The sequence below is a fragment of the Halomonas smyrnensis AAD6 genome, assembly GCF_000265245.1.
GTDB lineage: Bacteria > Pseudomonadota > Gammaproteobacteria > Pseudomonadales > Halomonadaceae > Halomonas > Halomonas smyrnensis.
Map to the genome: position 1 here is coordinate 41289 of NZ_AJKS02000006.1, position 25021 is coordinate 66309.

The 25021-nt window shown below is 68.9% G+C and carries 27 protein-coding genes; 18 read left to right on the forward strand and 9 right to left on the reverse strand.

Annotated elements, in window-relative coordinates; translation table 11 throughout:
- Together UYS_RS0208450 and nfsA are read right to left on the reverse strand one after the other, a co-directional pair.
- Window positions 1-633, reverse strand: coding sequence for a hypothetical protein (locus tag UYS_RS0208450; RefSeq protein WP_016855074.1), 633 nt, complete (start codon window positions 631-633; stop codon window positions 1-3).
- A 160-nt stretch (window positions 634-793) separates the two neighbouring features.
- Complete coding sequence (nfsA, locus tag UYS_RS0208455) at window positions 794-1525, reverse strand: oxygen-insensitive NADPH nitroreductase (protein WP_016855075.1); 732 nt, start codon at window positions 1523-1525, stop codon at window positions 794-796.
- 215 nt (window positions 1526-1740) lie between these two features.
- Between nfsA and UYS_RS0208460 the strand changes: the two genes are divergently transcribed.
- From UYS_RS0208460 to bfr, 3 genes are all read left to right on the forward strand, one after another.
- Entirely contained in the window at window positions 1741-2505 is a 765-nt protein-coding gene (locus tag UYS_RS0208460) for a DUF1499 domain-containing protein (protein ID WP_016855076.1), read from the forward strand.
- Window positions 2506-2623: 118 nt separating this feature from the next.
- Entirely contained in the window at window positions 2624-3826 is a 1203-nt protein-coding gene (gene pncB, locus UYS_RS0208465; protein ID WP_016855077.1) for a nicotinate phosphoribosyltransferase, read from the forward strand.
- A gap of 175 nt (window positions 3827-4001) precedes the next feature.
- Window positions 4002-4469: a bacterioferritin gene (gene bfr, locus UYS_RS0208470; protein WP_016855078.1), complete on the forward strand. Its 468-nt coding sequence runs from the start codon at window positions 4002-4004 to the stop codon at window positions 4467-4469.
- 35 nt (window positions 4470-4504) lie between these two features.
- Here the strand turns inward: bfr and UYS_RS0208475 are convergent, their stop codons facing one another.
- Window positions 4505-5047 (reverse strand): YgjV family protein, encoded by a 543-nt coding sequence (locus UYS_RS0208475; protein WP_016855079.1) that lies wholly within the window; start codon window positions 5045-5047, stop codon window positions 4505-4507.
- A 344-nt stretch (window positions 5048-5391) separates the two neighbouring features.
- A complete protein-coding gene (locus UYS_RS0208480) occupies window positions 5392-5766 on the reverse strand; it encodes a hypothetical protein (protein WP_016855080.1) in 375 nt (124 codons plus the stop codon).
- A gap of 302 nt (window positions 5767-6068) precedes the next feature.
- On the opposite strand from UYS_RS0208480, the gene UYS_RS0208485 reads away from it, so the two are divergent.
- Complete coding sequence (locus tag UYS_RS0208485; protein WP_192813925.1) at window positions 6069-6950, forward strand: GGDEF domain-containing protein; 882 nt, start codon at window positions 6069-6071, stop codon at window positions 6948-6950.
- Between the two features lie 6 nt (window positions 6951-6956).
- Here the strand turns inward: UYS_RS0208485 and UYS_RS0208490 are convergent, their stop codons facing one another.
- Complete coding sequence (locus tag UYS_RS0208490; RefSeq protein WP_016855082.1) at window positions 6957-7589, reverse strand: SDR family oxidoreductase; 633 nt, start codon at window positions 7587-7589, stop codon at window positions 6957-6959.
- 195 nt (window positions 7590-7784) lie between these two features.
- Between UYS_RS0208490 and UYS_RS0208495 the strand changes: the two genes are divergently transcribed.
- Complete coding sequence (locus UYS_RS0208495) at window positions 7785-8000, forward strand: DUF3820 family protein (RefSeq protein ID WP_016855083.1); 216 nt, start codon at window positions 7785-7787, stop codon at window positions 7998-8000.
- Between the two features lie 63 nt (window positions 8001-8063).
- Window positions 8064-8477 carry an alternative ribosome rescue aminoacyl-tRNA hydrolase ArfB gene (gene arfB, locus UYS_RS0208500; RefSeq protein ID WP_016855084.1) on the forward strand — a complete coding sequence of 138 codons (414 nt, stop codon included), beginning with the start codon at window positions 8064-8066 and terminating at the stop codon, window positions 8475-8477.
- A 51-nt stretch (window positions 8478-8528) separates the two neighbouring features.
- Here arfB and UYS_RS0208505 read toward each other — a convergent pair whose 3' ends face one another.
- Entirely contained in the window at window positions 8529-8978 is a 450-nt protein-coding gene (locus tag UYS_RS0208505) for a hypothetical protein (RefSeq protein WP_016855085.1), read from the reverse strand.
- A gap of 327 nt (window positions 8979-9305) precedes the next feature.
- On the opposite strand from UYS_RS0208505, the gene UYS_RS0208510 reads away from it, so the two are divergent.
- The 6 genes from UYS_RS0208510 to chrA all read left to right on the forward strand — a co-directional run bounded on the left by UYS_RS0208510 (window position 9306) and on the right by chrA (window position 14692).
- On the forward strand, window positions 9306-9872 hold the full coding sequence (locus UYS_RS0208510; RefSeq protein WP_016855086.1) for a hypothetical protein: 567 nt from the start codon (window positions 9306-9308) through the stop codon (window positions 9870-9872).
- Window positions 9869-10984 carry a beta-ketoacyl-ACP synthase III gene (locus tag UYS_RS0208515; RefSeq protein ID WP_016855087.1) on the forward strand — a complete coding sequence of 372 codons (1116 nt, stop codon included), beginning with the start codon at window positions 9869-9871 and terminating at the stop codon, window positions 10982-10984. The genes UYS_RS0208510 and UYS_RS0208515 overlap by 4 nt, the downstream gene beginning before the upstream one ends.
- Window positions 10981-11670, forward strand: coding sequence for a hypothetical protein (locus tag UYS_RS0208520; RefSeq protein ID WP_016855088.1), 690 nt, complete (start codon window positions 10981-10983; stop codon window positions 11668-11670). Before UYS_RS0208515 ends, UYS_RS0208520 begins: the two co-directional genes overlap by 4 nt.
- The gene (locus UYS_RS17155; RefSeq protein ID WP_016855089.1) at window positions 11657-12511 is read left to right on the forward strand and encodes a DUF6999 family protein; all 855 of its coding nucleotides are present in this window, start codon (window positions 11657-11659) and stop codon (window positions 12509-12511) included. Before UYS_RS0208520 ends, UYS_RS17155 begins: the two co-directional genes overlap by 14 nt.
- 77 nt (window positions 12512-12588) lie before the next feature.
- Window positions 12589-13281: a hypothetical protein gene (locus UYS_RS18675; RefSeq protein ID WP_016855090.1), complete on the forward strand. Its 693-nt coding sequence runs from the start codon at window positions 12589-12591 to the stop codon at window positions 13279-13281.
- Window positions 13282-13504: 223 nt separating this feature from the next.
- The gene (gene chrA, locus UYS_RS0208535) at window positions 13505-14692 is read left to right on the forward strand and encodes a chromate efflux transporter (RefSeq protein ID WP_016855091.1); all 1188 of its coding nucleotides are present in this window, start codon (window positions 13505-13507) and stop codon (window positions 14690-14692) included.
- A gap of 115 nt (window positions 14693-14807) precedes the next feature.
- Here the strand turns inward: chrA and UYS_RS0208540 are convergent, their stop codons facing one another.
- The gene (locus tag UYS_RS0208540; protein ID WP_016855092.1) at window positions 14808-15521 is read right to left on the reverse strand and encodes a DUF3581 domain-containing protein; all 714 of its coding nucleotides are present in this window, start codon (window positions 15519-15521) and stop codon (window positions 14808-14810) included.
- Window positions 15522-15768: 247 nt separating this feature from the next.
- On the opposite strand from UYS_RS0208540, the gene nhaD reads away from it, so the two are divergent.
- From nhaD to UYS_RS0208565, 6 genes are all read left to right on the forward strand, one after another.
- Window positions 15769-17241 (forward strand): sodium:proton antiporter NhaD, encoded by a 1473-nt coding sequence (gene nhaD, locus UYS_RS0208545; protein WP_040478195.1) that lies wholly within the window; start codon window positions 15769-15771, stop codon window positions 17239-17241.
- 345 nt (window positions 17242-17586) lie between these two features.
- Complete coding sequence (locus UYS_RS0208550; protein ID WP_016855094.1) at window positions 17587-18036, forward strand: hypothetical protein; 450 nt, start codon at window positions 17587-17589, stop codon at window positions 18034-18036.
- The gene (locus UYS_RS0208555) at window positions 18005-19225 is read left to right on the forward strand and encodes a TonB-dependent receptor (protein ID WP_237738438.1); all 1221 of its coding nucleotides are present in this window, start codon (window positions 18005-18007) and stop codon (window positions 19223-19225) included. The genes UYS_RS0208550 and UYS_RS0208555 overlap by 32 nt, the downstream gene beginning before the upstream one ends.
- A 44-nt stretch (window positions 19226-19269) precedes the next feature.
- The gene (locus tag UYS_RS19005; protein ID WP_337587458.1) at window positions 19270-20067 is read left to right on the forward strand and encodes a cache domain-containing protein; all 798 of its coding nucleotides are present in this window, start codon (window positions 19270-19272) and stop codon (window positions 20065-20067) included.
- Entirely contained in the window at window positions 20045-22051 is a 2007-nt protein-coding gene (locus UYS_RS17165) for a putative bifunctional diguanylate cyclase/phosphodiesterase (protein WP_337587459.1), read from the forward strand. The genes UYS_RS19005 and UYS_RS17165 overlap by 23 nt, the downstream gene beginning before the upstream one ends.
- A 51-nt stretch (window positions 22052-22102) precedes the next feature.
- Window positions 22103-22921 (forward strand): PEP-CTERM/exosortase system-associated acyltransferase, encoded by an 819-nt coding sequence (locus tag UYS_RS0208565; protein WP_016855096.1) that lies wholly within the window; start codon window positions 22103-22105, stop codon window positions 22919-22921.
- On the opposite strand, the gene UYS_RS0208570 is transcribed toward UYS_RS0208565, so the two are convergent.
- Both UYS_RS0208570 and UYS_RS17170 read right to left on the reverse strand, forming a co-directional pair.
- Window positions 22843-23973 carry a DUF3541 domain-containing protein gene (locus tag UYS_RS0208570; RefSeq protein ID WP_016855097.1) on the reverse strand — a complete coding sequence of 377 codons (1131 nt, stop codon included), beginning with the start codon at window positions 23971-23973 and terminating at the stop codon, window positions 22843-22845. The two genes, UYS_RS0208565 and UYS_RS0208570, sit on opposite strands and share 79 nt — an antisense overlap.
- Window positions 23970-24719: a trimeric intracellular cation channel family protein gene (locus UYS_RS17170; RefSeq protein ID WP_016855098.1), complete on the reverse strand. Its 750-nt coding sequence runs from the start codon at window positions 24717-24719 to the stop codon at window positions 23970-23972. The genes UYS_RS0208570 and UYS_RS17170 overlap by 4 nt, the downstream gene beginning before the upstream one ends.
- Window positions 24720-25021 lie beyond the last annotated feature (302 nt).

Below are 25021 nucleotides of genomic sequence, written 5' to 3' on the forward strand. Positions count from 1 at the left end.
TCAGGCGCGCGGCGCCTCGTGCAGGCGCCGGTTCAGCCGGCCGATCTGCTGGAGATCGTGCAGGTAGAGGTCGAGCTTCGAGACGGCGAAGGCCAGCAGCGCCGAGGCATAGACCAGCGCCGTCAGCACGGCCAGGTTGTTGGCCCAGGCCAGCGCCGGCACCGCCACCGGATAGGCCGCGGTGAAGATGCTCATCCCGCCCCAGAACAGCGCCAGCAGGCTGCAGGCCATGACCAGCACCAGCATCGGCCCGCGCCGATAGCGCCGCGGCGGACGGGTCTTCCAGCCCGGCAGGTGCGCCACGGTCAGCTCGCCGCGGGTGTCGATGCGCCCGCGCCGGCGCAGCAGCGGCTCGGCGAAGGCCTTCCGCCGGCCCGGCGCCAGCGCCGCCAGCACCAGCCGCGGGTCGACGCCGCCGCCGAAGATGCGGGCCACCGCCTGCTCGAACCCTGCCGAGGGCCGGCCGTCGCGGCACTCCTCGGCCGCGTCGCAAAGCGTCGTCAGCGCCTGGTTGACCCGCTCCGGGCGCTCCTCCTCGTCCTCGAAGTTGATCGCGTAATGCACGCTGTACACCTGATGCAGCGCGAACGTCACACCGACGAAGATCAGGAAGAACGCGACGTAGATCATCATGACACCCCTCAAACCCTGGAAACCGGCCCGCGTCCCGCGGCCCCTGTCGTGGGCGGTCAAGATGACAGAACGGCCGGGGCCATAACAGGGGCAGAAGGTCGCGAAAAAAGGGGATCAGTTGAGAGCGCAAGCCCCGAGGACACCTCGGGGCCGGCAGCGCCTACTTCATCTCGAAGCCGCGCTTGACCAGGAAGTCGCGCATGTGGGGACGCAGCTTGGTGTCGAACAGCGGCTCGAGGCTCTTCGACCAGTTGGTGTCCTTGGTGCCGCCGGTGCGCTCGCCGTAGTAGCGGTGCATCTCGTCGTCGTAGGCGTCGACCTGTTCGCGATCGTCGGTGTAGCGGTCTTCCTTGAGGATCGCCTCGACCGGCAGGCGCGGCTTCACGTCCGGGTCGTGGGCGGGATAGCCGATGCACATGCCGAACACCGGATAGACATGCTCCGGCAGCTCGAGCAGCTCGCTGACGGCCTGCGGGTTATTGCGGATGCCGCCGATGTAGCAGATGCCGAGCCCCTCGGACTCGGCGGCCACGGCCACGTTCTGCGCCATCAGCGCGGTATCGACGCTGGCCACCAGCAGCTGCTCGGTCATGCCGCGCACGACGTTGGCGCCGGTGCGCTCGGAGGCGTCGGTGGGCCGCTTCATGTCGGCGCAGAACACCAGGAAGTCGGAGGCGCTGGCGACGTAGCCCTGGCCGCCGGCCAGCTCGGCGATCTGCTCGCGCTTGGCCGGGGTGGTCACGTGGATGACGCTGTAGGCCTGCACGTGGTTGGAGGACGCGGCGGCCTGGCCGGCGCTGACCAGCTCCCGCAGCAGCTCGGGCGGCATCTTCTGGTCGGTGAACTTGCGCACCGAGCGATGGGACTTCAGCAGTTCGATGGTCGGATTCATGGGGCCTCGCGGAATGCGTGTTCGGATGGTTCGGGGTCGGGCGGATCGCCGAACCCGCCAAGACCCGTCCAAGATACTTAACATGCTCACGACATGCCAACATGGGCGCCATCGCCTCGGCCTATCGGCGACCGGCGCCTACCGGCAGGATCGGCACGAGCGTCCTCGGGCACTATAGTAGGGGCCATGCCGCAACGAAGGGAGGAAGCCACGCCATGTCGTTGACCTTCAAGCCCCGACCTCGCGGCGGCCGCTGGCCGGCCGCCCTGGCCTGGCTGGCCGTGCTGCTGCTGGCGATGGCCGCGGCGCTGATGGCCGGCGCGGGGCCGGCCTATCGCCTGGAATGGCTGTCGCTCGGGCAGTCGTTCTCGCTATTGCATCGCGCCGCCCTGCTGGCCGTGGGCGCGGCGCTCGTCGCCGTGGTCGCCCTGCTGGTCGCCGGGGTCTGTCGGCGCGCCAGGCCGGTGCTGGCGAGCCTGCTGGTGATCGGGGCGGGGGTGGCGATCGTCGCGCAGCCGCTGCAGATGCGCGAGCTGGCCCGCAGCGTGCCGCCGATCCACGACATCACCACCGACCTCGCCGACCCGCCGGCCTTCGAGGCGCTGGCAGAGGCGCGCCGGGCGGCGCCCAACGCGCTCGACTATCCCCCCGCCTTCGCCGAGGCCCAGCGTGAGGGCTATCCGCATCTGGGGCCGGTGGAGATCGCCCGTCCGCTGCCGGCGGTGCGCGACGCCGCCGAGGCCCTGGCCCGGGAGCGCGGCTGGTCGATCGCGGCGGTGCGCGAGCGCCGGCTCGAGGCGGTGGCGACCACCCGCTGGTTCGGCTTCGAGGACGATATCGTGATCCGGCTGACGCCGAGGGCGGCGGGCACGACGGTGGACATGCGCTCGGCCTCGCGCCTCGGCCAGAGCGACCTGGGCACCAATGCGGCGCGCATCCAGACCTTCCTCGAGGCGCTGACGGCCCGGCTCGCGCCCTGACTCCTCTGCGGGGTCGATTCGTCACCGAACCGTGAACACGCTACCATCATGCCCCCGCGAGACGCCGGTCTCGCGGGCCGCTGCAGCGGTCCACCATCATTCACAGGGAGCATCCTTCATGGCGGCCACGTACCGCGCCCCGGGTCAGATCATCACCTCGCTGCTGGATACCGACTGGTACAAGCTCACCATGATGCAGGGGGTTCACCACAACTACCCCAATGCCAGCGTGACCTGGGAATTCCGCTGCCGCGACGCCGAGGACCTGCGCCCCTATCTCGACGAGATCCGCACCCAGATCGACGGCCTGGCCTCGCTGTCGCTGAGCGAGGCGGAATCCGCCTACCTGAGCGACTTCGCCTACATGTCGCCGGACTTCGTGCGCTTCCTGGAGCTGTACCGCTTCCGCCCCGAGTACGTGGACCTGCACATGGAAGGCAGCGAGCTGTGCATCGTCATCGACGGCCCCTGGACGCACAGCATCCTGTTCGAGATCGTGATCCTCGCCATCATCAGCGAGGTGCGCAATCACACCCTGAACCCCGGGGCCAGCGTCGATCAGGCCGTGTCGCAGCTGCGCACGAAGATGGATCGGCTGCGCCGCGACTACACGCCGGCCCAGCTGGCCGACTTCCGGCTGGCCGACTTCGGCACCCGGCGGCGGCTCTCCCAGCCGGTGCAGGAGGCCATCGTCGAGGTGCTGACCGAGGAGTTCCCCGGCCAGTTCGTCGGCACCAGCAACGTCGACATCGCCCGGCGCCACGGCCTGGCGCCGATGGGCACCATGGCCCACGAGTGGGTGATGGCCCACCAGCAGCTCGGCAGCCGGCTGGTGGACAGCCAGCGCACCGCGCTGGAGGCCTGGGTGCAGGAATACCGCGGCCACCTGGGCGTGGCGCTGACCGACACCATCAACCTCGACGCCTTCCTGGCCGACTTCGATCTGTACTTCGCCAAGCTGTTCGACGGCCTGCGGCACGACAGCGGCGATCCCATGGTGTTCGCCGAGAAGTGCATCCGCCACTACGAGGCGCTCGGCATCGACCCGCGCGGCAAGACGCTGATCTTCAGCGACGCCCTGACCTTCGACTCGGCGATGGGCATCAAGACCGCCCTGGACGGACGCATCCGCACCAGTTTCGGCATCGGCACCAGCTTGACCTGCGACCTGCCGGACGTGAAGCCGATGAACATGGTGATCAAGATGGTGGCCTGTAACGGCCAGCCGGTGGCCAAGATCTCCGATGCCCCGGGCAAGATGCTGTCCCGGGACGAGGCCTATGTGCGCTACCTGAAGAGCGTCTTCGGGGTGACCGCCTGAACCGCCTCGCCCCACCGGGAGAAGCGGGCAGGAGGCGAGACGCGAAACCTGGACCGAATGCGAATCGCACGCGAAGGCAATCTCAAGCCATTGATATGCCGAGAAAAATTGACCAACCCCGCGCCCCGGACTAGGATGCGCAGCTGATACGTCACGTCGACAGGGAAGAACGCTCATGCAAGGCCATCAAGAGATCATCGACGCCCTGAACGGCCTGCTCGCCGCCGAGCTCGCCGCCATGGATCAGTACTTCGTGCACGCCGAGATGTATGCCGACATGGGGCTGACCAAGCTCCACGAGCGCATCGACCACGAGTTCCACGACGAGAAGGGCCACGCCCAGAAGCTGATCGAGCGCATCCTGATGCTCGAAGGCAAGCCGGACATCCACACCCGCACCCAGGTGCGCATCGGCAAGGACGTGGAAGAGATGCTCGGCTACGACCTGCAGCTCGAGTACGAGGTCGGCGACGCCCTCAAGGCCGCCATCGCCCTGTGCGAGCGCGAGCGCGACTTCAACACCCGCGCCATCCTGCTACCGCTGCTCTCCGACACCGAGGAAGATCACGCCCACTGGCTGGAACAGCAGCTGCGCCTGATCAAGCTGGTCGGCCGCGAGAACTATCTCGTCGCCCAGATGTAGGCCGCTCGGGCCGGCCTCGGCCCGGCCGCCTTCGCTCAGGGGCTCAGACCATAGCGCCGGGCGGCGCGCCGCAGGCGCCAGATGGTGATCAGGTTGGTGACGAGGATCAGCGTCTCGGCGAGGGTGCCGCCGATGGAGCCGGCCAGCAGGTTGCTGATCACCCAGCAGAAGGCCGCCGCGGCCAGCACCCCGCGCATGGCGACGCCGCGCAGCATGAACATGCCCCAGGTGCCGAGCAGGCCGGCCAGCAGCGCCGGCACGTCGCTCGGGCCGCTCCAGGTCAGCAGCGCGACCGCCAGGGTCGCGACGAGCACCCCGGCCATCACCGCCACGTTGCCCGGGTAGCGACGCACCAGGGCGATGCGCAGCACGATCAGCGCCGAGATGCCCGCCGCCACCCAGCTCTGGAACAGCGCGAACTGGGCGGCGAAGGCCACGTTGGCGAACAGCAGCAGCACGAACAGCCGATCGTCGCGCCGGCTGGCGAAGCCGGCCACGCACAGCGCCAGGGCCACCAGGCTGACGCCCTGCCCCAGCCACTCCCACGTCGCCAGCCCGCTCAGGCCGAATGCTTCCATGCGTGCCTCCCTTCATCGCGATGTCCTCTGGCATCGCGTCAGGCTAGCATGCCGCGCCGGCGCTCGGGGCTCACTCGCGCACCGCGCCGAAACGCGGCCCCCTTACGCCAGCCGCCTCGCCCTCTGGCCAAGCCGGCTGCGGCGCGGTAGAATTGTTAGGTAGCGAACTATGATCTGGCTAGCACCGGCGCATGGTTTGCTGTTTCCTTCGATATTGGGCCGGCCTCCACCAGGGGGCCGGCCCTTTTTTGTCTGCCAAGCCGGGCCCTCGCCGCGCCTCCGCTCACACGAGCCCCGACGCCCGCCTCTTCGGCGGGCGTCGTCGTGCTCAGGCCGGGTCGTTGTCAGGCCGGATCGTGGTGGTGACCGTCGCGTGCGTCGAGGGCGCGCTGGAACTCCTCCCGCCAGGCCTCGGCGTGGCGCGCCGGGTCCTGCGGCAAGCGCCCCAGCTCGACGGCCAGCGCGAAGAAGCCCTCGCGCGGCAGGCCCTCGCCCTGCCGGCTGACCACCAGCGCGGCGATGAAGGGACGGCCGGCGGCGGCGTCCTCCCGCATCAGCTGTTCCAGGGCCAGCGCCACGCGGCGGATGGTCCGCGGCGGGGTGAGCGCCAGGGCCTCGGCGAGCCGCTGGTAGGTCAGCGGCAGCTCGGCCTCGGGGACGGTCTCGAGCAGCCGGCGGGCGCGGGCCGGCAGGGAAGCCTCGGCATCGTGCATGGGCATGAATCCTTTCCTTCGGGGGACGACAGGGAAAACGGACGATGGTGCGCCGGGATGATGGCGCCCGCAACGCCCCGCGTCGAAGCGTTGAGGCCCCATCTTGTACAACGCCGAGCCATCATGAAAAATAAGCAAATTATTCTTTCATCATCGCCGAATCGGCGTGTCGGCTCTGGGGTGCACGGGATGACATCGGCACCCTGAGCGCCCAAGGCGTGCCCCCCATGGCGGCACACCGGCCGTTCGAGGCCGGCCTTCCGCCGCGGCAGGGCGATCCGTTCGCTCGCCCCACCGAGGATGACCGCATGCCGCTGACCCTGACCCGCTCGGACAACGTGCCCCGGCTGATCTGTGCCGCCCCGATCGGCATCTGCATCACCAACGAGGCGGGCATCCTCGAGATGGTCAACCCGGCCTTCTGCGAGTTCTACGGCTACGCGGAGGAGGAGCTGCTGGGGCGCTCCTTTGCCCTGGTGGTGCCGGAGGCCGAGCGCGAGGCCACGCTCAGGCGGCATCGATGCTTCATGCAGGGCGACGAGGAGCATGACGAGCGTCAGGAATGGGAGGTGGTCGGTCGCGACGGCGAGACGCACAGCATCATCGCCGAGTCGTCGCGCCTGAAGGACGATGCCGGGCGGCTCAAGCGCGTCATCTTCATCACCGACATCACCGAGCGCAAGGCCCTGGAACGGCGCCTCGACTTCCTGGCCCGCCACGACGAGCTGACCGGTCTGCTCAACCGCCGCGCCGGCATGGCGCGGCTGGGCGAGGAGATCGCGCGCGCCCACCGGCAGGGTGGCCCGCTGTGCGTGGCCATCATCGATCTGGACAACTTCAAGCAGATCAACGACCGCCACGGCCACGCCACCGGCGACGAGGTACTGTGCGACGTGGCCGCGAGGCTGGGCGGCGAGCTGCGCGACTATGACGTGCTGGCCCGGCTGGGCGGCGAGGAATTTCTGGTGATCCTGCCCGGCGCCACCCAGGAGCAGGCCCATGAGAGCCTCGAACGCCTGCGCACGCGGATCGCGAGCGCGTCACCGGGCCGATCGGACCTCTTCGTCACGCTCTCCGCCGGCATCGCCGCGCTGCGCGCGGACGAGGCCTGCCATGTGCTGCTGGAACGCGCCGACCGGGCGCTCTATCGCGCCAAGCAGGACGGCCGCAACCGGACCCAGGCGGGCTGAGCGGCCTCAGGCCAGCACCGCGTCGAGCTCGCGCTCGCCGTCCAGCAGCGGGTACTCGCGGCCGTTCTCCGCCTTGCCCTGCACCAGATGCAGCAGCGCATGGGCGACGTTGGCCCGGGAGACCTCGTTGTTGCCGCCGTTTTCCTCCAGCGAGGCGGCGACGCGCCGGGTGGCCGGCTCGTCGGTGAGACGGCCCGGCTTGAGGATCGCCCAGGGCACCTCGGCGGCCTTGAGATAGGCATCGGCGGCGCGCTTGGCGGCGAGATAGGGGCGCAGCGCCTCCGGCCCGGCCAGCGGGTCGTCGACGCGCAGGGCGCTGACCATCACGAAGCGCTCGAGCCCCAGCTCGGCGGCCAGATCCACCGCGCGCATGGCACCGTTGAGGTCGATCAACAGCGTCTTGTCGGGGCCGGTGTACGGCCCGGAGCCGGCGGTGAACACCACCCGGTCGCAGCCCTCGAAGGCATGACGCAGCTCGCCCTCCAGGTCGCCGATCACGGTCTCGATGCCCCGCGCCTCGAACCAGGCACGCTGGTCGTCATTGCGCACCATCGCCCGAACGGGCTCGCCGGCCTGCCGGGCCAGCTCGCAGAACAGGCGGCCGATCTGGCCGTTGGCGCCGATCACCAGTGTGGTCATGGAAGCTCCCTCCTGTGCCATGGATGTCCGACAGCAATGCGGGCCGGCCCGCCGCGATTCAAGGGCGGAGCGGGAAATCCGCCGTCGACTGGCCGCCCGGCCCCCGGTGGCGTACCCTGCGGCCTCGTTTTCACCGCTTTCCATCCCCGTTTTCATTCACCCGACTTTGCGGACAACACCTAGAGGAGCGGCGCCTTGCAACCCGAGGACCTGCAACGCCTGGTCACCCAGCGCATGCCCTTCGGCAAGTACGAAGGCACCCTGATCGCCGATCTTCCCGGCCCCTATCTCGCCTGGTTCGCCCGCGAGGGCTTCCCGGCGGGCCAGATCGGCCAGCTGCTGCAGCTGATGCACGAGATCGATCACAACGGCCTCGGCGAGCTGCTCGAACCGCTGCGCCAGCGCGGCTGAACGGCCGCTCCGCCGCCGATTTCCCGATTCATCCCCTCTTCATCCAGCCACCGCGAGGACACCATGCTGCGTATCTCCAATACCGTGGAAGTACCCGACCACGAGATCGAGATTCACCAGATCCGCGCCCAGGGCGCGGGCGGGCAGAACGTCAACAAGGTCGCCTCGGCGGTGCATCTGCGCTTCGACATCCCCACCTCCAGCCTGCCGGAGTTCTACAAGGAGCGCCTGCTGGCGCTGTCCGACCAGCGCATCAGCAAGGACGGGGTGATCGTGATCAAGGCCCAGGAGCACCGCACCCTGGAGCTCAACAAGGAAGATGCCCTGAACCGGCTGCGCGAGCTGATCCGCCAGGCCATCCAGCAGCGCAAGGCGCGCAAGCCGACCAAGCCGACCAAGGGCTCACAGCGCCGCCGGGTCGACAAGAAGGTCAAGAAGGGCCAGACCAAGGCGCTGCGCGGCAAGGTGAAGCTCTGAGCGACACGGAGCCGGCCGGCCCGGGGCACCGGCCGTGAGGGCCAAGCTCGCTCAGCGGAAGGTGTCGCAGACGGCACTCTGCGCCGACGGGTCGTGATGCTCGGTATGCGTCACCGGCCCGTCGCCGGGCGCGATGGGCACGCTCCACTGGTGATCGTGCTGCATGGGATCGCAGTTGCCGGCGGTGCCGCCGCCGAAGTTGGCATCGATCCAGTAGTGCACGGCGTACTGGCCGTCGGCCACCAGCGCGCGCTGGAAGGTGAAGGAGAAGCTCGGGTCGTCCTCGCCGGACACCTTGCCGGTCTCCACCGCGATGGTCTCGTCGAGGGCCGTGTCGACCAGCGCCGCCTGGATCGCCTGGCCGCCGTGGGGCCCCTGGAAGCTGGCATCGCCCTGGAAGACCAGGTCCCGCCCCTCGCTGGCGAGCGCCGTGCCGGCGAACAGCGGCAGCGTCAGCAGCAGGCCGCGGCCGAGCCGGGCGGCGAAGGATGTGGTGGGCATGGCGTGAACCTCCCTATGCAGTATTCAGGGCAAGCACAATGGCCCCTTCAGCATAGTGCCCCGCCCCGCCGCCTGCCGACGGCGAGCTTTTCCATGCACCATGGCTTATATTCTATGCGCCACCGGATGCCGCGAGCCCCCCGCTCCACCGTGCCGTCGCGCGCCTGACGCCCCCTCGTCCCGGCCGGATTGAAACAACCGTTTGCATCCTGGCGGCGATCGACTAGACTCGTTTTCGAACAGTGTTTTCAAACACCGGATCCCTCCATGGAAAGGAGCCCTCCTCGTGTCACCCATCGTCTTACGCCGTCGCCGCGAGGCCATGCCATGACCACAGATGCACTGCTGATCCAGGTCCTGCTCTACGTCTTCCTGCCGCTCTGGGGCATCGCCGGCTTCGTCGACTGGTGCTGCCATCGTGCCACCCGCATCGAGGCCACCTCGGGGCTCAAGGAATCGCTGGTCCACTCGCTGATGGGCCTCCAGGTCGGCGCGCCGATCCTTCTGTGCCTGCTCTATGAGGTCAACGTGCTGGTGCTGCTGATCTGCCTGGCGGCCTGGGTGCTGCACGAGCTGGTGGCCCACTGGGACGTCCACTACGCCGCCCCGCGCCGCCACATCAGCATCTGGGAGATGCATGCCCATAACTACCTGGCCAGCCTGCCGCTCTACATGCTGGCGCTGATCGCGGTGCTCAACGGCCCGGTGGTGGCGGACCTGCTGACGCTGGACTGGGCCGGCCAGCTGTCGCTGGTCCCCTTGACCGTGCCCCACGGCGGCGCCGGCTACCTGCCGTTCTATCTCACCTTCATGGCGGTGCTGGCGATCTTCCCCTACGCCGAGGAGAACCTGCGCTGCCTGATCCATGCCCTGAAGCACCGGAGGTCGGCATGAGCGTCTACATCACCAGCACCGGCCATCACCTGCCCGGCGAGCCGGTGGACAACGACCGCATCGAGGAGGTGCTGGGTCGGGTCCACGGCAAGCCCAGCCGGCTCAAGCGGCGCATCCTCGAGGCCAACGGCATCCAGACGCGCCACTATGCGATCGATGCCGAGCATCGCACCACGATCAGCAACGGCGAGATGGCCGCCCTGGCCGGCCGCGACTGCCTGGATCGAGGCTATGTGCCCGACGCCCGCCTCGACATGCTCAGCGTGGCCACCAGCCAGGGCGACCTGGTGCTGCCGGGCTTCGGCAGCATGGTGCAGGCGGAGCTGGGCCTGCCGAGCCTGGAGCTGCACACCAGCCACGGCATCTGCTCGAGCAGCATGATGGCGCTGAAGGCCGCCTGGACGGCGATCCGCGCCGGCGAGCACGGCAATGCGCTGGTGGTCGCCAGCGAGCTGGCCTCGCGGCTGTTCAAGGCCAGCCGCTTCGAGGCCGCCGGGGCGACGCCGGACTTCAACGCGGAGTTCCTGCGCTGGATGCTCTCCGACGGCGCCGGCGCCCTGCTGCTGGAGGACCGACCGCGCGGCCTCAGCTTCCGCATCGACTGGATCCGCGGCGTGTCCCACGCCGACGCCTTCCCGGTGTGCATGAGCGTGGGCCGACCGAACGGCCAGGGGCGCCACCCGAGCTGGCAGGACTACCCCACCTACGCCGAGGCCGAGGCCGACGGCGCGCTGCTGATCCGCCAGGACGTGCGGCTGCTCGATCACCTGGTGAAGCTCGGCGTCGACGGCCTGCTGCGGCTGATCGACGAGGGCCGAGTGAGGGTCGACGAGGTCGACCACCTGCTGTGTCACTACTCCTCGCATCACTTCCGCGGCCAGATCTTCGACATGCTGACCCAGGCCGGCGCCGCCATCCCCGAGGAGAAGTGGTACACCAACCTCTACACCCGCGGTAACACCGGCTGCGCCTCGCTGTTCATCATGCTCGACGAGTTCCGCCGCACCCGCGAGCTCGCCGAGGGCGAGACCCTGCTGTGCTTCGTGCCCGAGAGCGGGCGCTTCAACAACGTCTACATGCACCTCACCGTGGTCAGGGAGGCCACCTCATGAGCGACAAGGTCACCACCTCCGAGGGCCAGGCCTGCCTGCAGGGCCTGATGCGCGTCTGGTTCGACTTCGAGCGCCAGCTCGGCCGGGTGCCGATCCTCCAGCGCCTGGAGCGCGACCGCTTCACCGAGGAGGACTACCGCCGGCTGCTGTGCCACCTGCGCCAGCAGGTGATCGAGGGCGCGCGCTGGATCACCCGCGGCGCTTCGAGCTTCGAGCGCGACTTCGCCGACGTGCGCTCGATGGTGATCGAGCACGCCCGGGAGGAGCACCGCGACTACGAGATGCTGGAGGCCGACTACGTGGCGGCCGGCGGCGAGCGCGAGACGATCGTTCACGCCGAGCGCAACGCCGGCAGCGAGGCGCTGCATGCCTTCATGATGCATCGCGCCAGCCAGCCCAATCCCGTCGACCTGATCGGCGCCATGTGGATCATCGAGGGGCTCGGCCACAAGATGGCCGACGACTGGGCCCGACGCATCGACGCGGCCCTCGGCGGCGACGGCGGCGCCACCCGCTTCATGCGCTATCACGGCGCCAACGACGACGCCCACCTGGACAAGCTCTACGCGCTACTCGACCGGGTCTGCCGCGGCGAGGCCGAGCGCCGGGCGATCCTGCGCACCGCCCGGGTGGTGGCGCGGCTCTATGCCCTGCAGCTCGAGGAGATCGACCATGAGCCGGCGTAGCCCCTTCCTGCGCGCCCTGGAGGCCGACGACACCCTGCCCATCGAGCGCGAGGCGCTGCGGCTCTGGCTCGACGACATGGAGCGCCCCACCCGCTGGTCGCTGCGCCCGCTGCTGCAGCTGGTGCTGGGCGCGCTGCTGCACCTGACCTGGTTCCTCAAGCGGCTGCCGCTGCCCCAGTTCCGCGCCCACGGCCTGCTGCAGCGGCTGATCTGCTGGTTCTGCCGCCACGTGGTCAGCCCCGAGGCCAATCTGCTGATCCTGCGCCACTACGCCACCGAATCGAACGTCATCAACTTCCTGATCGACAACGGCGCCGCCGGCGAGGTCGAGCCGCTGGCGCTGTATCCGCGGCGCATCGAGGACATGCTCACGGCGAGCTTCGTCGACCACGACCAGGAGCTGTTCCGGGCCATCGCCGAGCTCGGCGAGCGCGGCCAGGACAGCGCGCCGCGCCCGCCCGAGGCGCTGCGCTGGGAACACTGGCGGCCGCTGGACATGACCGAGTTCACGGTCGAGCGCCGGCGCACCCAGGTGCTCGACTTCGAGAGCGCCCACGTGCTGTTCATGTGCCTGTTCTGCCTGCTGCTGACCCGCGAGGAGTACCGCGACGCCATCAACGGCTTCAACCTCGACCAGTCCATCGCGCTGCGCATCGGCCGCATGATCGGCGATCCGACCCTGGTCGAGCTGGCCTACAACAAGTACCCGCACTACCTGGTCGGGCCCTGGAATCTCAGCCAGCGCTTCCTGATGCACGGCTTCTTCACCGAGCACCTCTACGCCCGCCTGGAGGCGCTCCGCCGGGAGCAGGGCCTCGGCCAGAAGGAGGAGACGGCGTGACTTTCCCCGGCGGCGCAGTACTATGAATCCGGTGCATCGCGCACCCGGACTCAAAAAGAACGCAAGGGAACTGGACTATGCTGTCATCAACTCATCGCAAGGCTGCCCTCGTGGCCCTTCCGCTGCTGTGTCTCAGCGCCGGCGTCCAGGCGCTGGACTGGCAGGCCACCCCGACCTACGGCACCGTGAACCTCAACTCAGGCTTCCAGCCCGACCCGCACGTGACCTCGCTCACCGCCGGCGGCAGCCGCTCGGCGAGCGAGGCGGGGCCCAACTGCAGCGGTTACGTCAGCGGCGACCCCGACCTGGACCTGAACTACCAGGCCGGCCAGTACACCCTGAGCATCTACGCCGAAGCCCAGCAAGACATCACCCTGGTGGTCTACGATGCCGCCGGCAACTGGCACTGCAACGATGACTACTCCACCGCCGCCGGCACCAACCCCGGCATCAAGTGGAGCGATCCGCCCTCCGGCAACTACAACATCTGGGTCGGCACCTACGCGTCCGGCGACCTGCCCCAGGCCAACCTCTACGTCTCCGAGGCCAGCCCGTCCTGGAGCGGCGCCGGCGCCTCCAGTGGCTCGAGCCGTTCGAGCAACGGCATCGAATGGGGCGACAACACCAGCCGCTGGGCCAACGACGGCGAATGCGACGACCCGCGCTTCGCCGGCCCGGGCGTGCACTCGCTCAACATCGACGAGGACCGCTACCACGACGCCAACGACTGCCGCTCGCTCTACGAGCAGGGCCAGGTCTACCTGAAGTGATGCCTGCCGGGCGCCGGCAGCCGCCGGCGCCCGACCGTCCCACCGGCGGCCTCAGGGGTGCTTGACCCGCCATATCCGCCGCCCCGGCAACACCAGCAGGTACGTATCATCGCTCGGTCATCCTTCGACGGGACAATGTCGGCATCTTGCGGCATGGGCCGGCGTTTGCCCCCGGCCGCGGCCGTCCGCCGGCTCGTCTTGCCATATCCTGTCCGGAGCGATCATGTCCCCTGCCTCCCGCGTCGCCGACGTCTTCCGCGCCTTCCTGCTGCTGGGCCTGACCGCCTTCGGCGGCCCCGTCGCCCACCTGGGCTATTTCCGCCAAGAGTTCGTGGTGCGACGCCGCTGGCTCGATGAGCACGCCTACGCCGATCTGGTGGCGCTGTGCCAGTTCCTGCCGGGCCCGGCCAGCAGCCAGGTCGGCTTCGCCCTGGGCCTCTTGCGCGGCGGCCCGCTGGGCGCCCTGGCCGCCTGGGCGGCCTTCACCCTGCCCTCGGCGCTGCTGCTGATGGCCTTCGCGCTGGGCGCGGCAAGCCTGTCCGGCCCGCTGGGCGACGGCCTGCTGCATGGCCTGAAGGTGGTCGCGGTGGCCATCGTCGCCCATGCCGTCTGGGGCATGGCGATCCGCCTGTGTCCCGACCGGCGCCGCGCCACCATCGCCGTGGCCGCGACGCTGCTGGTGCTGGCGGTGAACGGCCCCGCGGGCCAGCTGCTGGCCATCGTGCTCGGCGGCCTGGCCGGCGGGCTGATCTGCCGCGAGGCCGCCCAGGCCACGCCGGCGGTGCTGAGCGTCGGCCTGAGTCGGCGCACCGGCGCACTCTGCCTGCTGGCCTTCGCCGGCCTGCTGGTCGGGCTGCCGCTGCTGGCCCAGGCGGGCGTCGGTCAGGGCATCGCCCTGGTGGACGCCTTCTACCGCTCGGGGGCGCTGGTGTTCGGCGGCGGCCACGTGGTGCTGCCGCTGCTAGAGGCCGAGGTGGTGCAGCCGGGCTGGGTGTCGCCGGACGACTTCCTGACCGGCTACGGCGCGGCCCAGGCGGTGCCGGGGCCGCTGTTCACCTTCTCGGCCTATCTGGGCATGGTCACGGGCGGCGTGCCCGGCGCCTTGCTGGCCCTGGGGGCGATCTTCCTGCCGGGGATGCTGCTGCTCGCGGGGGCGATACCGTTCTGGAGCGCCCTGCGCGCCCGGCCGGGGCTGCAGGCGGCGATGCGCGGCGCCAACGCCGCGGTGGTGGGCCTGCTGGCGGCGACGCTGTATCGGCCGGTATGGACGAGCGCCGTCCTGGGGCCGGCGGAGTTCGCGCTGGCCCTGGTGGGCTTTCTGCTGCTGACGGTATGGCAGCGCCCGGCCTGGTGGGTGGTGCTGCTGTGCGGCCTGGGCGGCATGCTGCTGGGGCTGCCGTCGTCGCCCTGACCGTGGGAGGCCAGACGTGTGGCCCTTACATATGGCCCCAGACGCAAGGACCGCCCCGAAGGGCGGTCCTGTCGCATGCGGTGAGGCGAGTGCGATGCGGCGATGCGAACGAGGCTCAGGCCTCGGCGTCGTGGGCCGCCTTGAGGCGATAGAACTCCTCGACCACGGCGTCCATGGTGCAGGCGTCGTAGTCGCACAGGCCGCTGACCACCAGCTTCTTGGAGCCGGTACCGACCTCCTCGCCGCCGGCCATGATGCGGAACTCGAGCAGCGCATCGCCGCGCTTGCCGATGACCTCCAGCGAGGCGTCGGCCAGCTCCAGGCCGGGCTCGATGCCGTCCAGGCGCTCCAGCGAGAACCCCATGCTGTCGTAGATCACCAGCGGGCGCTTGGGATTGAACATCACCCCGCGGTCTTCCATCAGCGGCTTCAGATAGTGCGGGAAGTTCTTGCCGGAGAAGGCCACGTAGCAGCGGGTGAAGGCCTCGACCACGGCCTCGTCGTGGGTGATGTCGCCGCTGCGCTCCACCTCGAGATAGCACTTGCCGCCGTCGTCGCGCACGCGGATCCGGCCGTCGTCGTCCTCGTCGAAGGCCAGCGGCACCTCGGCGCCGACCATGCTCAGGAAACGGAAGGTCATGTGCTGGGAGAGGCCGAAACGGGCCAGTACCAGGGCAAAGAGCAGGTCGCCGGGCACGCAGAAACGACGCGCATCCGGATTGTGAATGGGGTTGAAGTCACCGGCGACGCGCTTGGCGAAACGGCTGGCCTGCTCGGCGGTGATGCAGAGCCGCGAGTCCGTGCGCGAGTGGTAATCATCGAGAAACATGCGTCGAGAGCCTGCCCTGAAGTCGTTGGCGATGCGGTTCCGGTCAGCGCCGGAGGGGGCAGATGATGCCACAAAATTTCCCTCTTCGGGCGCCCAATCCGACATCCGGTGTCGACCCTAGCGTTGATACGCAGCGCCACCCCCTACCAAAGGGGCAATACCGTCGACGGCGCGCCTCAGTAATCTGTAGGAGACACCTCATTTTCCGGATGCTTCACACACTCTTCGCTACGGGATGATCGTCGCCATGCTGACTCTCCACCGTTCGCCTCCCGCTCGATTCCCTGCCCCCCGCTGGCTGGCCCTCGCGCCGCTGGCGTTTCTCGCCTCTCCCGCCGCGGCCGCCACCGGCTCGATGGACCTGACGCAGTCGTTCGTCGGTGGCCTGGCGGTGATGATCTTCGTGCTGGCCTACGCGCTGGTCATGGCCGAGGAAAAGATCCACATGCGCAAGTCGAAACCGGTGCTGGTGGCGGCCGGCCTGATATGGGGGCTGATCGGCTGGGTCTACGTGCAGTCCGGCATGTCGAGCGAGTCCGAGCACGCCTTCCGCATGACCCTGCTCGAGTTCACCGAGCTGATGCTGTTCCTGCTGGTGGCGATGACCTACATCAACGCCATGGACGAACGCGGCGTCTTCGACGCCCTGCGCGCCTGGATGGTGCGCAAGGGCTTCAGCTACCGCACCCTGTTCTGGATGACCGGCCTGCTGTCGTTCGTGATCTCGCCGGTGGCCGACAACCTGACCACGGCGCTGCTGATGTGCGCCGTGGTCACCAAGGTCGCCGAGGGCGACAAGGCCTTCATCAACCTGGCCTGCATCAACATCGTGGTGGCGGCCAACGCCGGCGGCGCCTTCAGCCCCTTCGGCGACATCACCACCCTGATGGTGTGGCAGGCCGGCATCGTGCACTTCCAGGAGTTCTTCGCCCTGCTGGTGCCGTCGCTGGTGAACTTCCTGATTCCCGCCGCGGTGATGAGCCTGTTCATCGAGAATCGCGTACCGGCCAGCCTCGAGGAAGACGTGTTCCTCAAGCGCGGGGCGCGACGTATCATCGTGCTGTTCCTTCTCACCGTGAGCACCGCCGTGGCCTGCCACACCCTGCTGCATCTGCCGCCGGTGCTGGGCATGATGACCGGGCTCGGTTACCTGCAGTTCTTCGGCTATTACCTGCGACAGACCCTGCCGCGCTCGATCGAGCGCAAGCGCACCCTCTACACCCAGCGCGGCGACTGGAAGATGCTCGAGCAGCTGGGCAGCGTGGTACCCTTCGACGTCTACAAGCGGGTGGCGCGGGCCGAGTGGGACACCCTGCTGTTCTTCTACGGCGTGGTGATGTGCGTGGGCGGCCTGGGCTTCATGGGCTATCTGGCGCTGCTGTCCGATGCCCTCTACACCGGCTGGAACGCCACCGGTGCCAACATCGTGCTCGGCGTGATCTCGGCGGTGGTCGACAACATCCCGGTGATGTTCGCGGTGCTGACCATGGAGCCGGACATGTCCCACGGCCACTGGCTGCTGATCACGCTGACCGCCGGGGTCGGCGGCAGCCTGCTGTCGGTGGGCTCCGCGGCCGGGGTCGCGCTGATGGGCCAGGCACGGGGTAACTACACTTTCATGGGCCACCTGCGCTGGTCGCCGGTGATCGCCCTGGGCTACGCCGCCAGCGTGGCCACGCACCTGTGGATCAACGCCGGCAGCTTCGGCATCTATGGCTGAGGCCAGGCCCGTCGACGGGGCCGCCGGAGCGCCTCCGGGAGGCAGCCGCACCGTGAGTGCATTATCGTTTCGTCATACATTGAATGACGGTAAGCTGTGCGCAAACGCTCATCGCGCCCCGGGCCGGGCCATTCGCCCGGCCGAGGGTCGCCGCGAGCGACATAACGACAACGCCCGACGAGTCGCCAGGGAGATAGCGCCATCGTCCTCATCCCGCACTCCTTCAGCGCCAGTGTCCCGATGGCGCACGATCCGGACCGGCCGGCGTTGCGGCGTGAGTCGTCGTGTCCGCTGCGAGGCTCCTCCAGCGCGAGCCCGGCTCACGTCATCATGGGGAGGGTCTGAATGCTCGGACGTCTGATACAGGCCCTCGGACTATGGCTGCTGCTGGGGCTCGCGCCCTCGGCGGCGGCTCAGGACAACGGCGAGGATCCGCAGGCGGTGCTGCTGGTGGCCCATCCGGGCGTCACCACGCATCATCTGCCCCGCGACGCCACCCGGGCGCTGTTCGCCATGCGCCAGCGCACCTGGCCCAACGGCCAGGCCACCCGCATCTTCGTGCTGCCCAATCGCCACCCCGTGCACGCCCGTTTCGTCAAGCAGCGCCTGTCGGTCTATCCCCACCAGCTGCAGCTGGCCTGGGACCGCGCGGTGTTTTCCGGAACGGGACAGGCACCCGAGCGGGTGAGCAGCCAGGCCGAGATGCTCGAACAGATCGCCAGCACCCCAGGCGCCCTGGGATATCTGGAAAGGGAGAAGCTGGATGACCGTGTCCAAGTCATTACCATGGAATAAGCCATGCACCGCCTGGGCTCTCGGCGCGGTGCTGCTGGCCGCCGTCGCTCCGGCGCACGCCGGGGAGGGCGAGGTGCTGGACACGCTGCAGCTGCACGGCTTCTTGAGCCAGGCGCTGGTGATCACCGATGACAACGACTTCTTCGGCCCCAGCAGCGAACACGGCGGCAGCCTGGAGTTCACCGAGCTGGGGGCCAACGTCTCGCTGCGCCCCCACGAGGACGTGCTGATCGCGGCCCAGGTGCTCAGCCGGCGGGCCGGCGGCGAGAGCGGCGACGCCGAACCGAAGCTGGACTACGGCCTGATCGATTATCAGCTGCTGTCCAACCAGCAGCGCAACATCGGCGTGCAACTGGGCCGCTTCAAGAACCCCTTCGGCTTCTACAACCAGACCCGGGACGTGGCCTTCACGCGCCCCGGCATCCTGCTGCCGCAGTCGATCTACTTCGATCGCACCCGCTCGCTGGCCCTCTCCGCGGACGGGGTGCTGGGCTACTACGAGGAACGCCTGCCTCAGGGCACCTTGAGCTTCCAGGCGGGCGTCGGCCGCGTCCAGGCCGGCGACGACCTGCTCGAGACCCTGCGCCTGGACCGCTTTCCCGGCGATCTTGAGCCGCACACCTCCGCCATCGGCCAGGTCCGCTACGAGCACGACGGGGGACGCATCGTCGCGGCACTGAGCACGGCCGACGTCGGCGCCCATTTCGACTCGCATCAGCCCGGGCTCAGCGATGGCGACTTTTACTTCCGGCCCTGGGTGCTGTCACTGCAGTACAACGCCGAGCTCTGGAGCCTCACCGCCGAGTACGCCCTGCGCAACTCCGGCCTGGAAGGCTTCAACGACCCGCGCTTCAACTTCGATACCACCGGCGAGAGCTGGTACCTGCAGTACCAGCGGCGCTTTTTCGACGACTGGCAGTGGCTGGTACGCTACGACCATCTCCTGGCCAACCGCGACGATCCCTCCGGTGACGATTTCGCCGCCAGCGGCGCCGGTCCGGACCACTCGCAGTTCGCCCGGGACTGGACCTTCGGCCTGCAATGGACGCCCACGCCGCGGATCATGCTGGCCGGCGAATATCACTACATCGACGGCACCGGCTGGCTGCCGGCCCAGGACAACCCCGAACCATCGGACACGGACCGCTACTGGAACATGCTGCTGTTCCAGGTCGCGTTCCGCTTCTAGCGCTCTCCGGACGCCTCCTTCATGACAGCCAAGGAACCGGCGCAATGACCCTGCCCCCGCTGTTTCGCCAGCGCCGACCGCTGAGCCTGACCTGGCGCGTGATCGCGCTCAGCAGCCTGCTGCTGCTGGTACTGGTCTCGCTGTTCACCTGGCTGGGCCATACCACGCTGACCCGCCAGTTCCAGGAAGGTCGCCTGCAGCAGCATGCGCTCCATCACCGCGAGGTGCGCCTGATACTGCAGCGCTCGGAGGAAGAACTGCGCCAACTGGCCGGCCTGGCCGCGGCGTCCTCGGGCTTGGGCGAGGCCCTGGAAGCCGATGATCACGCCGCCGTACGAGCCTCGCTGGCGGCCCAATGGCCGAGCCTGCAGCTGGACGCGGGCATCGACGAGATCCGGATCTTCGACGACCGGGGCGAGGCGATGGCGAGCTGGGGCAGCTCGCCGGAGCACGGCAGCCCCCTCCAGAGCTGGATCACACAGGTGTTCCGCACAGAGACACCGTTGACGACCCTGCGCTGTGACGTCGACTGCCGCCAGTATGCCGCCGTGCCGGTGCTGATCGACGGGCGCAGCGTGGGCCTGGTCATCCTGTCCCGGACGCTCGCCGACGTGATTCTCCAGGTCAAGTCGGTCTCGAACAGCGAGGTGGCGCTGCTGGGCGCGTCTTCTGGCGCCAGCAACGACGCCGTGCCGGCGCGTCGGCTGTCCGGCTGGCAAGGCCAACTGCTGGGCCCAGCGGGTGTCGCTGGACACCCTCGCCGACGGCCCGTTACAGCTGCCCCACGAGCAGCGTCTGAAGGAACTGTCGGCCATCCCCGTGACCCGGATTCGATCCGTTGACGATGCCGGCTATCTGCTGCTGATCTCGGATATCACCGCCCAGGTGAATTCCATCAATCAAGACACGCGGATCCTGCTGGGTGCCGGGGTCGCCGGCTGGCTCGCCGCCGAGCTGCTGCTGCTGGCCATCCTGCTGGGCCCCATGGCGCGGCTGCGGCGGGTCGCCGGCGTGCTGCCGGCCCTGGCCCGGGGCGGCTTCGCCGAGGCGCGCAGTACCATTCCCGCCGCGCCCGGACGCTGGCCCGACGAGATCGACGTGCTGGAGGGCACCACCGTCGAGCTCTCCCACCAGCTCGAGCGACTCGAGGGCGAGGTTCAGGCCCGGGGCGAACAGCTCGCCGAGCGCGTCGACGAACTGGCCAGGGAGCGCGACTTCGTCGGCGGCCTGCTCGATACCGCCCGGGTGTTCATCATCGCCCAGGACGCCGCCAGGCGGATCAGCCTGGTCAATGCCTATACCCTGTCGATCCTCGACGTCGAGGAGGCGACGCTGATCGGGCGCCACTTCGACGACCTCTTCCCGCTCCCCGGACATTCGCCGATCGCGGATGCCGGCAGCACCGAGGAGGAGGAGCGCACCCTGCTCACCGTCGATGGCCAGGTGCATACCATCGTCTGGTATCACGCCCCCCTGACCAGCGGCGGCGACACGGGCATGGCGCGCCTCTCGGTGGGGCTCGACATCACCGAGCGCAAGGCCGCCGAGGGCCACCTGACCTGGCTGGCCGAACGCGACCCGCTCACCGAACTCTACAATCGTCGCCACTTCCAGGAGACCGTCCAGACGGCCCTCGAACGCGGCGGCCACGGCGCCTTGCTGCTGCTCGACCTGGACCAGTTCAAGGTGGTCAACGAGCTGAGCGGCCACCACGCCGGCGACCGGCTGCTGCGCGAGGTCGCCGACGCGCTGCAGTTCCATCTCGGCCGGCGCGGCAGCCTGGCGCGGCTGGGCGGCGACGAGTTTGCCCTGCTGCTGGAAGGCGCCGATGCCGAGCAGGCGATCGGCGTGGCACAGCAGTGCAACCAGCTCCTCGAGGGCATGCACTTCCGGGCCGGCGGGCGGCGTCACCGGGCCATCGCCAGCATCGGTGTGGTCCAGTATCCCGCCCACGGCGATACCCCCGCCGACCTGCTGGCCAGCGCCGACGTCGCCATGTACAAGGCCAAGGAGCACGGCCATCAGCGCTGGCACCTGCTGTCTACGATGGAGAATGCCAAGAGCGAGCTGAAGGAGCGCGTCTACTGGGTCGAGCGGCTGCGCAAGGCCCTGCAGGAAGACGATTTCGTGCTGATGGTGCAGCCGATCATGCGGCTCGCGGATCGCGACGTGAAGCACTACGAGGTGCTGATCCGAATGCGCGAGGAGGACGGCAGCCTGATCTCGCCCGCCCACTTCATCCCGGTCGCCGAGCGCAACGGCATGATCGTCCAGCTGGACCGCTGGGTGCTGCGCCACAGCCTGCAGGCCCTTCAACGGCTTCAAGCGAAGGGCATCAGCCTGGCGGTCAATCTCTCCGGACAGTCACTGCACGACAAGGGAATCGAGCATTTCCTCGCCGAGGAGCTGGCCAGCAGCGGCGCCGACCCGCATCATCTGATTCTCGAGGTCACGGAGACCGCGGCGGTCACCGATTTCTCCACGGCCCGGGGCGTGCTGCAGGCGATGCGCGACCTGGGCTGCCGCAGTGCCCTCGACGACTTCGGCGTCGGGTTCAGCAGCTTCCACTACCTGGGCCAGCTGCCGGTCGATTACATCAAGATCGACGGTTCCTTCATCCGCCACCTGACCGATAGCCCCGACAATCGCGTCATCGTCCGGGCCATCGCCGATCTCGCGGCAGGCTTCGGCAAGCAGACCATCGCCGAATTCGTCGATAACGACGAGGTGCTGCCGCTGCTGGATGCCTACGGCATCACCTACGGGCAGGGCTTTCATCTCGGGCGGCCGCGACCGCTGGAGACCCTGCTCGACGACGGCACCTGATCGGGGCCACGCACCGCCAACCAGAACTCAACGACACAGGGATGCCATGCCATGTCCTCGACCACCGCGAAGGAGACGCCACGCCGCACACGGATCTCCCCTCACCTCTTCGAGCGGTTCCAGCAGACCTTCGCCTTCCGGCTCGCCGATGATGACGAGACGCGACGCCGCATCTTCCGACTGCGTCACGATGTCTACTGCGAGGAGCTGGGGTACGAGGCACCGGCGGATCCGGTGCATCACCTGGAATTCGATGCCCACGACGAGCACGCCATCCTGTGCCTGATCGAACATCGCGAGACCGGCCTCTCGGCGGGCTGCATGCGTCTGGTGCTGCCGAGGGCCACCCGGCATGACGGCGTCCCGCGCCTGCCGCTCGAGGACTATGCCGGCGACAGCCTGGACCACCCGACGCTTCATCCCCAGCGCTTCACCCACGACGCGGTCTGCGAGGTATCGCGACTGGCGGTCTCGCCGCTGTTTCGCCGGCGCTCGACCCAGGAGGAGATCGAGGGCCTGCTGCATGACCAGCACGTCTTCACCCCCGAGCAGCGCGAGACCTTTCCGCTGATCGTGATCGGCCTCTTCCTGGCCACCTACGCCTTGCTGGGCCTGTCCGATCGCCCGCATGCCTTCGCCATGATGGAGCCACGACTGCCGCGGTTGCTGTCGATGTCGGGCTTCCTGTTCACCCCGGTCGGCCGGGTCATCGATTTCCATGGCAATCGCGGCGCCTTCTACATCGACCAGCGCCGGGTCGAGGGGGACATGAACCGCGACCTGCTGCCGCTCTATCGCGACATCAAGCGCACGCTGGCCTCGCAGCTGGAAGGCACCCTGCCCCGGCAGGCGCTCGGCGCCCCGTCCTGACGGCTGGACGACAGGATCGGCCCCGGATAGAGCCGCTCCGGCCAGTCCAGCAGCATGATCGCCAGCACGTTGCGATGCTCGCCGTGCTCGAGATCGGTGCCGCCCCACTCCGAGGGCACCATCCCGGCGACGGGATCATAGGCCGCCACCAGCGCCTCGCGCATGCGCGTCACGGCCGGCGCCTGCTCCCGACCGGCCAGCAGGAAACTGATGCCCACCTCGGTATAGATATCCGCCTTGGTATCGGCCAGGATTCGCGCCAGGTCGTCGGCGAAGTCGTCGAGGACCCAGGCGAACTCGTCCGCCGAGACCGGTCGCTGATAGTAGTCGCTGGCGGCGATCACGAAGTGGGTCATGCCGTAGATCTTGTTGCGGTACAGCGCCCGGTCGAGGGAGGCGTCCCGGGACGGCGGGAAGCGCTGCCGGAAGGCGGCGATGGCCTCGCCGCGCAGGTCCGCCACGCCCAGATCCTCCAGGTAGTAGACCAGGTTGGCGACCTGGGCGGCGTAGACGTCGAGCACCTCCGGGTCGGTCACGAAGGCCAGGAAGTCGATGCCCGAGAGGTACGCCAGCGCCCGACGGTAGCCCGGCAGGTCTCGCTCGTTGAGCAGCCCGTGGTAGTGCGCCTGGGTCAGATCGAAGGCCAGCCCCTTGGCGTAGTGGATCTCGCCCCAATCGGCCAGCATGCGCTTGCGCCGGCGCTGCTTGGCGGTGCGTTCGGGATAGCCCTCGACGCCCTCGCGGCTGCAACGCGCCACATAGCCGGGCTCGTCCAGCCTGGCGATCTCCTCGCGCAGCGACGCCACCAGTCGCTCGCCGTAGGCCCGATTGAGGGGCAACCAGCGCTCGTCGCCGGTGATGCGATACAGCCGCTGGGCATAGTGGCGCTGCTTGCCTGCCGAGAGGGTCGGCAGGGCCCGTTCGTAGGTGGCGCGAATCTCGGCCGCCACCGTCTCGTCGCTGGGTCTCGGGGCGGGGTCGAGGGCACAGCCGGCCAGCAGCAGTGCCAGCCCCCAGCCGAGCAGCCGGCGCCATGGGGCGTGCCGGTTCATGACGACCTCCTGCGGCGGCGTGACCGCTCCGGGGGAATCAGCTTGACCCGTGCCTTGGGCCGGCGCGGCGGCGCGGGCGGCGGTGCGTCGTCGTCCGTCTCGCTCGGCGCCGGGGCGGGCGGCGGCGCCACCGTCACCCAGGCGAAGACCGGCAGGGCGAGGTGCCAGTGGATGGCCGACAGCCGCAGGCCCAGCGTGGTGGCAAGCGAAGCCCCCACGTTCAGCGCGAAGGGCGTGCCCAGCGCTTCCAGGCCCACCAGCACGACGCCGCCGGCAATGGCGGCGGTGGCATAGATCTCCTGGCGCAGCACCATGGGCACGCGGCGCGCCAGCACGTCGCGCATCATGCCGCCGGCCACCCCGGTCAGCAGCCCCATCAGCACCGCCACCACGCCGGGCGCCTCCAGCGTCAGGGCCTTGTGGGTACCGATCACGGTGAACAGCGCCAGGCCGAAGGCATCGGCCACCGGCAGGAAGCCCCGCGACAGTCGATGGATGTAGTGGAAGCCGAGCACCGAAAGACCCACCGTGGCCAGGATCACCCACAGGTAGGCGGGATCGCCGACCCAGAACACCGGCCGAACCCCGAGCACCAGGTCGCGCAGGGTGCCGCCGCCGATCCCGGTCACCGCCGCCAGCACCAGCATGCCGAAGGGATCCATGCGCGAACGGCAGGCGAGGATCACCCCCGAGAGGGCGAAGACGATCACCCCCGCCATGTCCAGCCAGTAGACCAGCCCCGTCACGTCGTCGCTCCTTGCTCTCGTGCCTCGTCTGGACTCAGGATACGCGATATGCGGTGGCGCGGCGTAGCATCGCCGAGAGGCGTGGCACGGGCCCGGTGGCGGCCCCCCCCTCGGCCGGCCGCGGCCGGGTAGCCCTGGGGATGTCACCGCGATGGGGCCGGGGGTATGCTTCATGCATTATGCTTAAATCATGTCATCGTTCTCGAAGGCCCCATTCCCGATGCCGTTTTCGTTGCCGCCTCCTGTCTGCCGTCCTTTCGCCGCCGCCCTGACCGCGGCCGCCGCCGCCCGGTTCGGGTTGC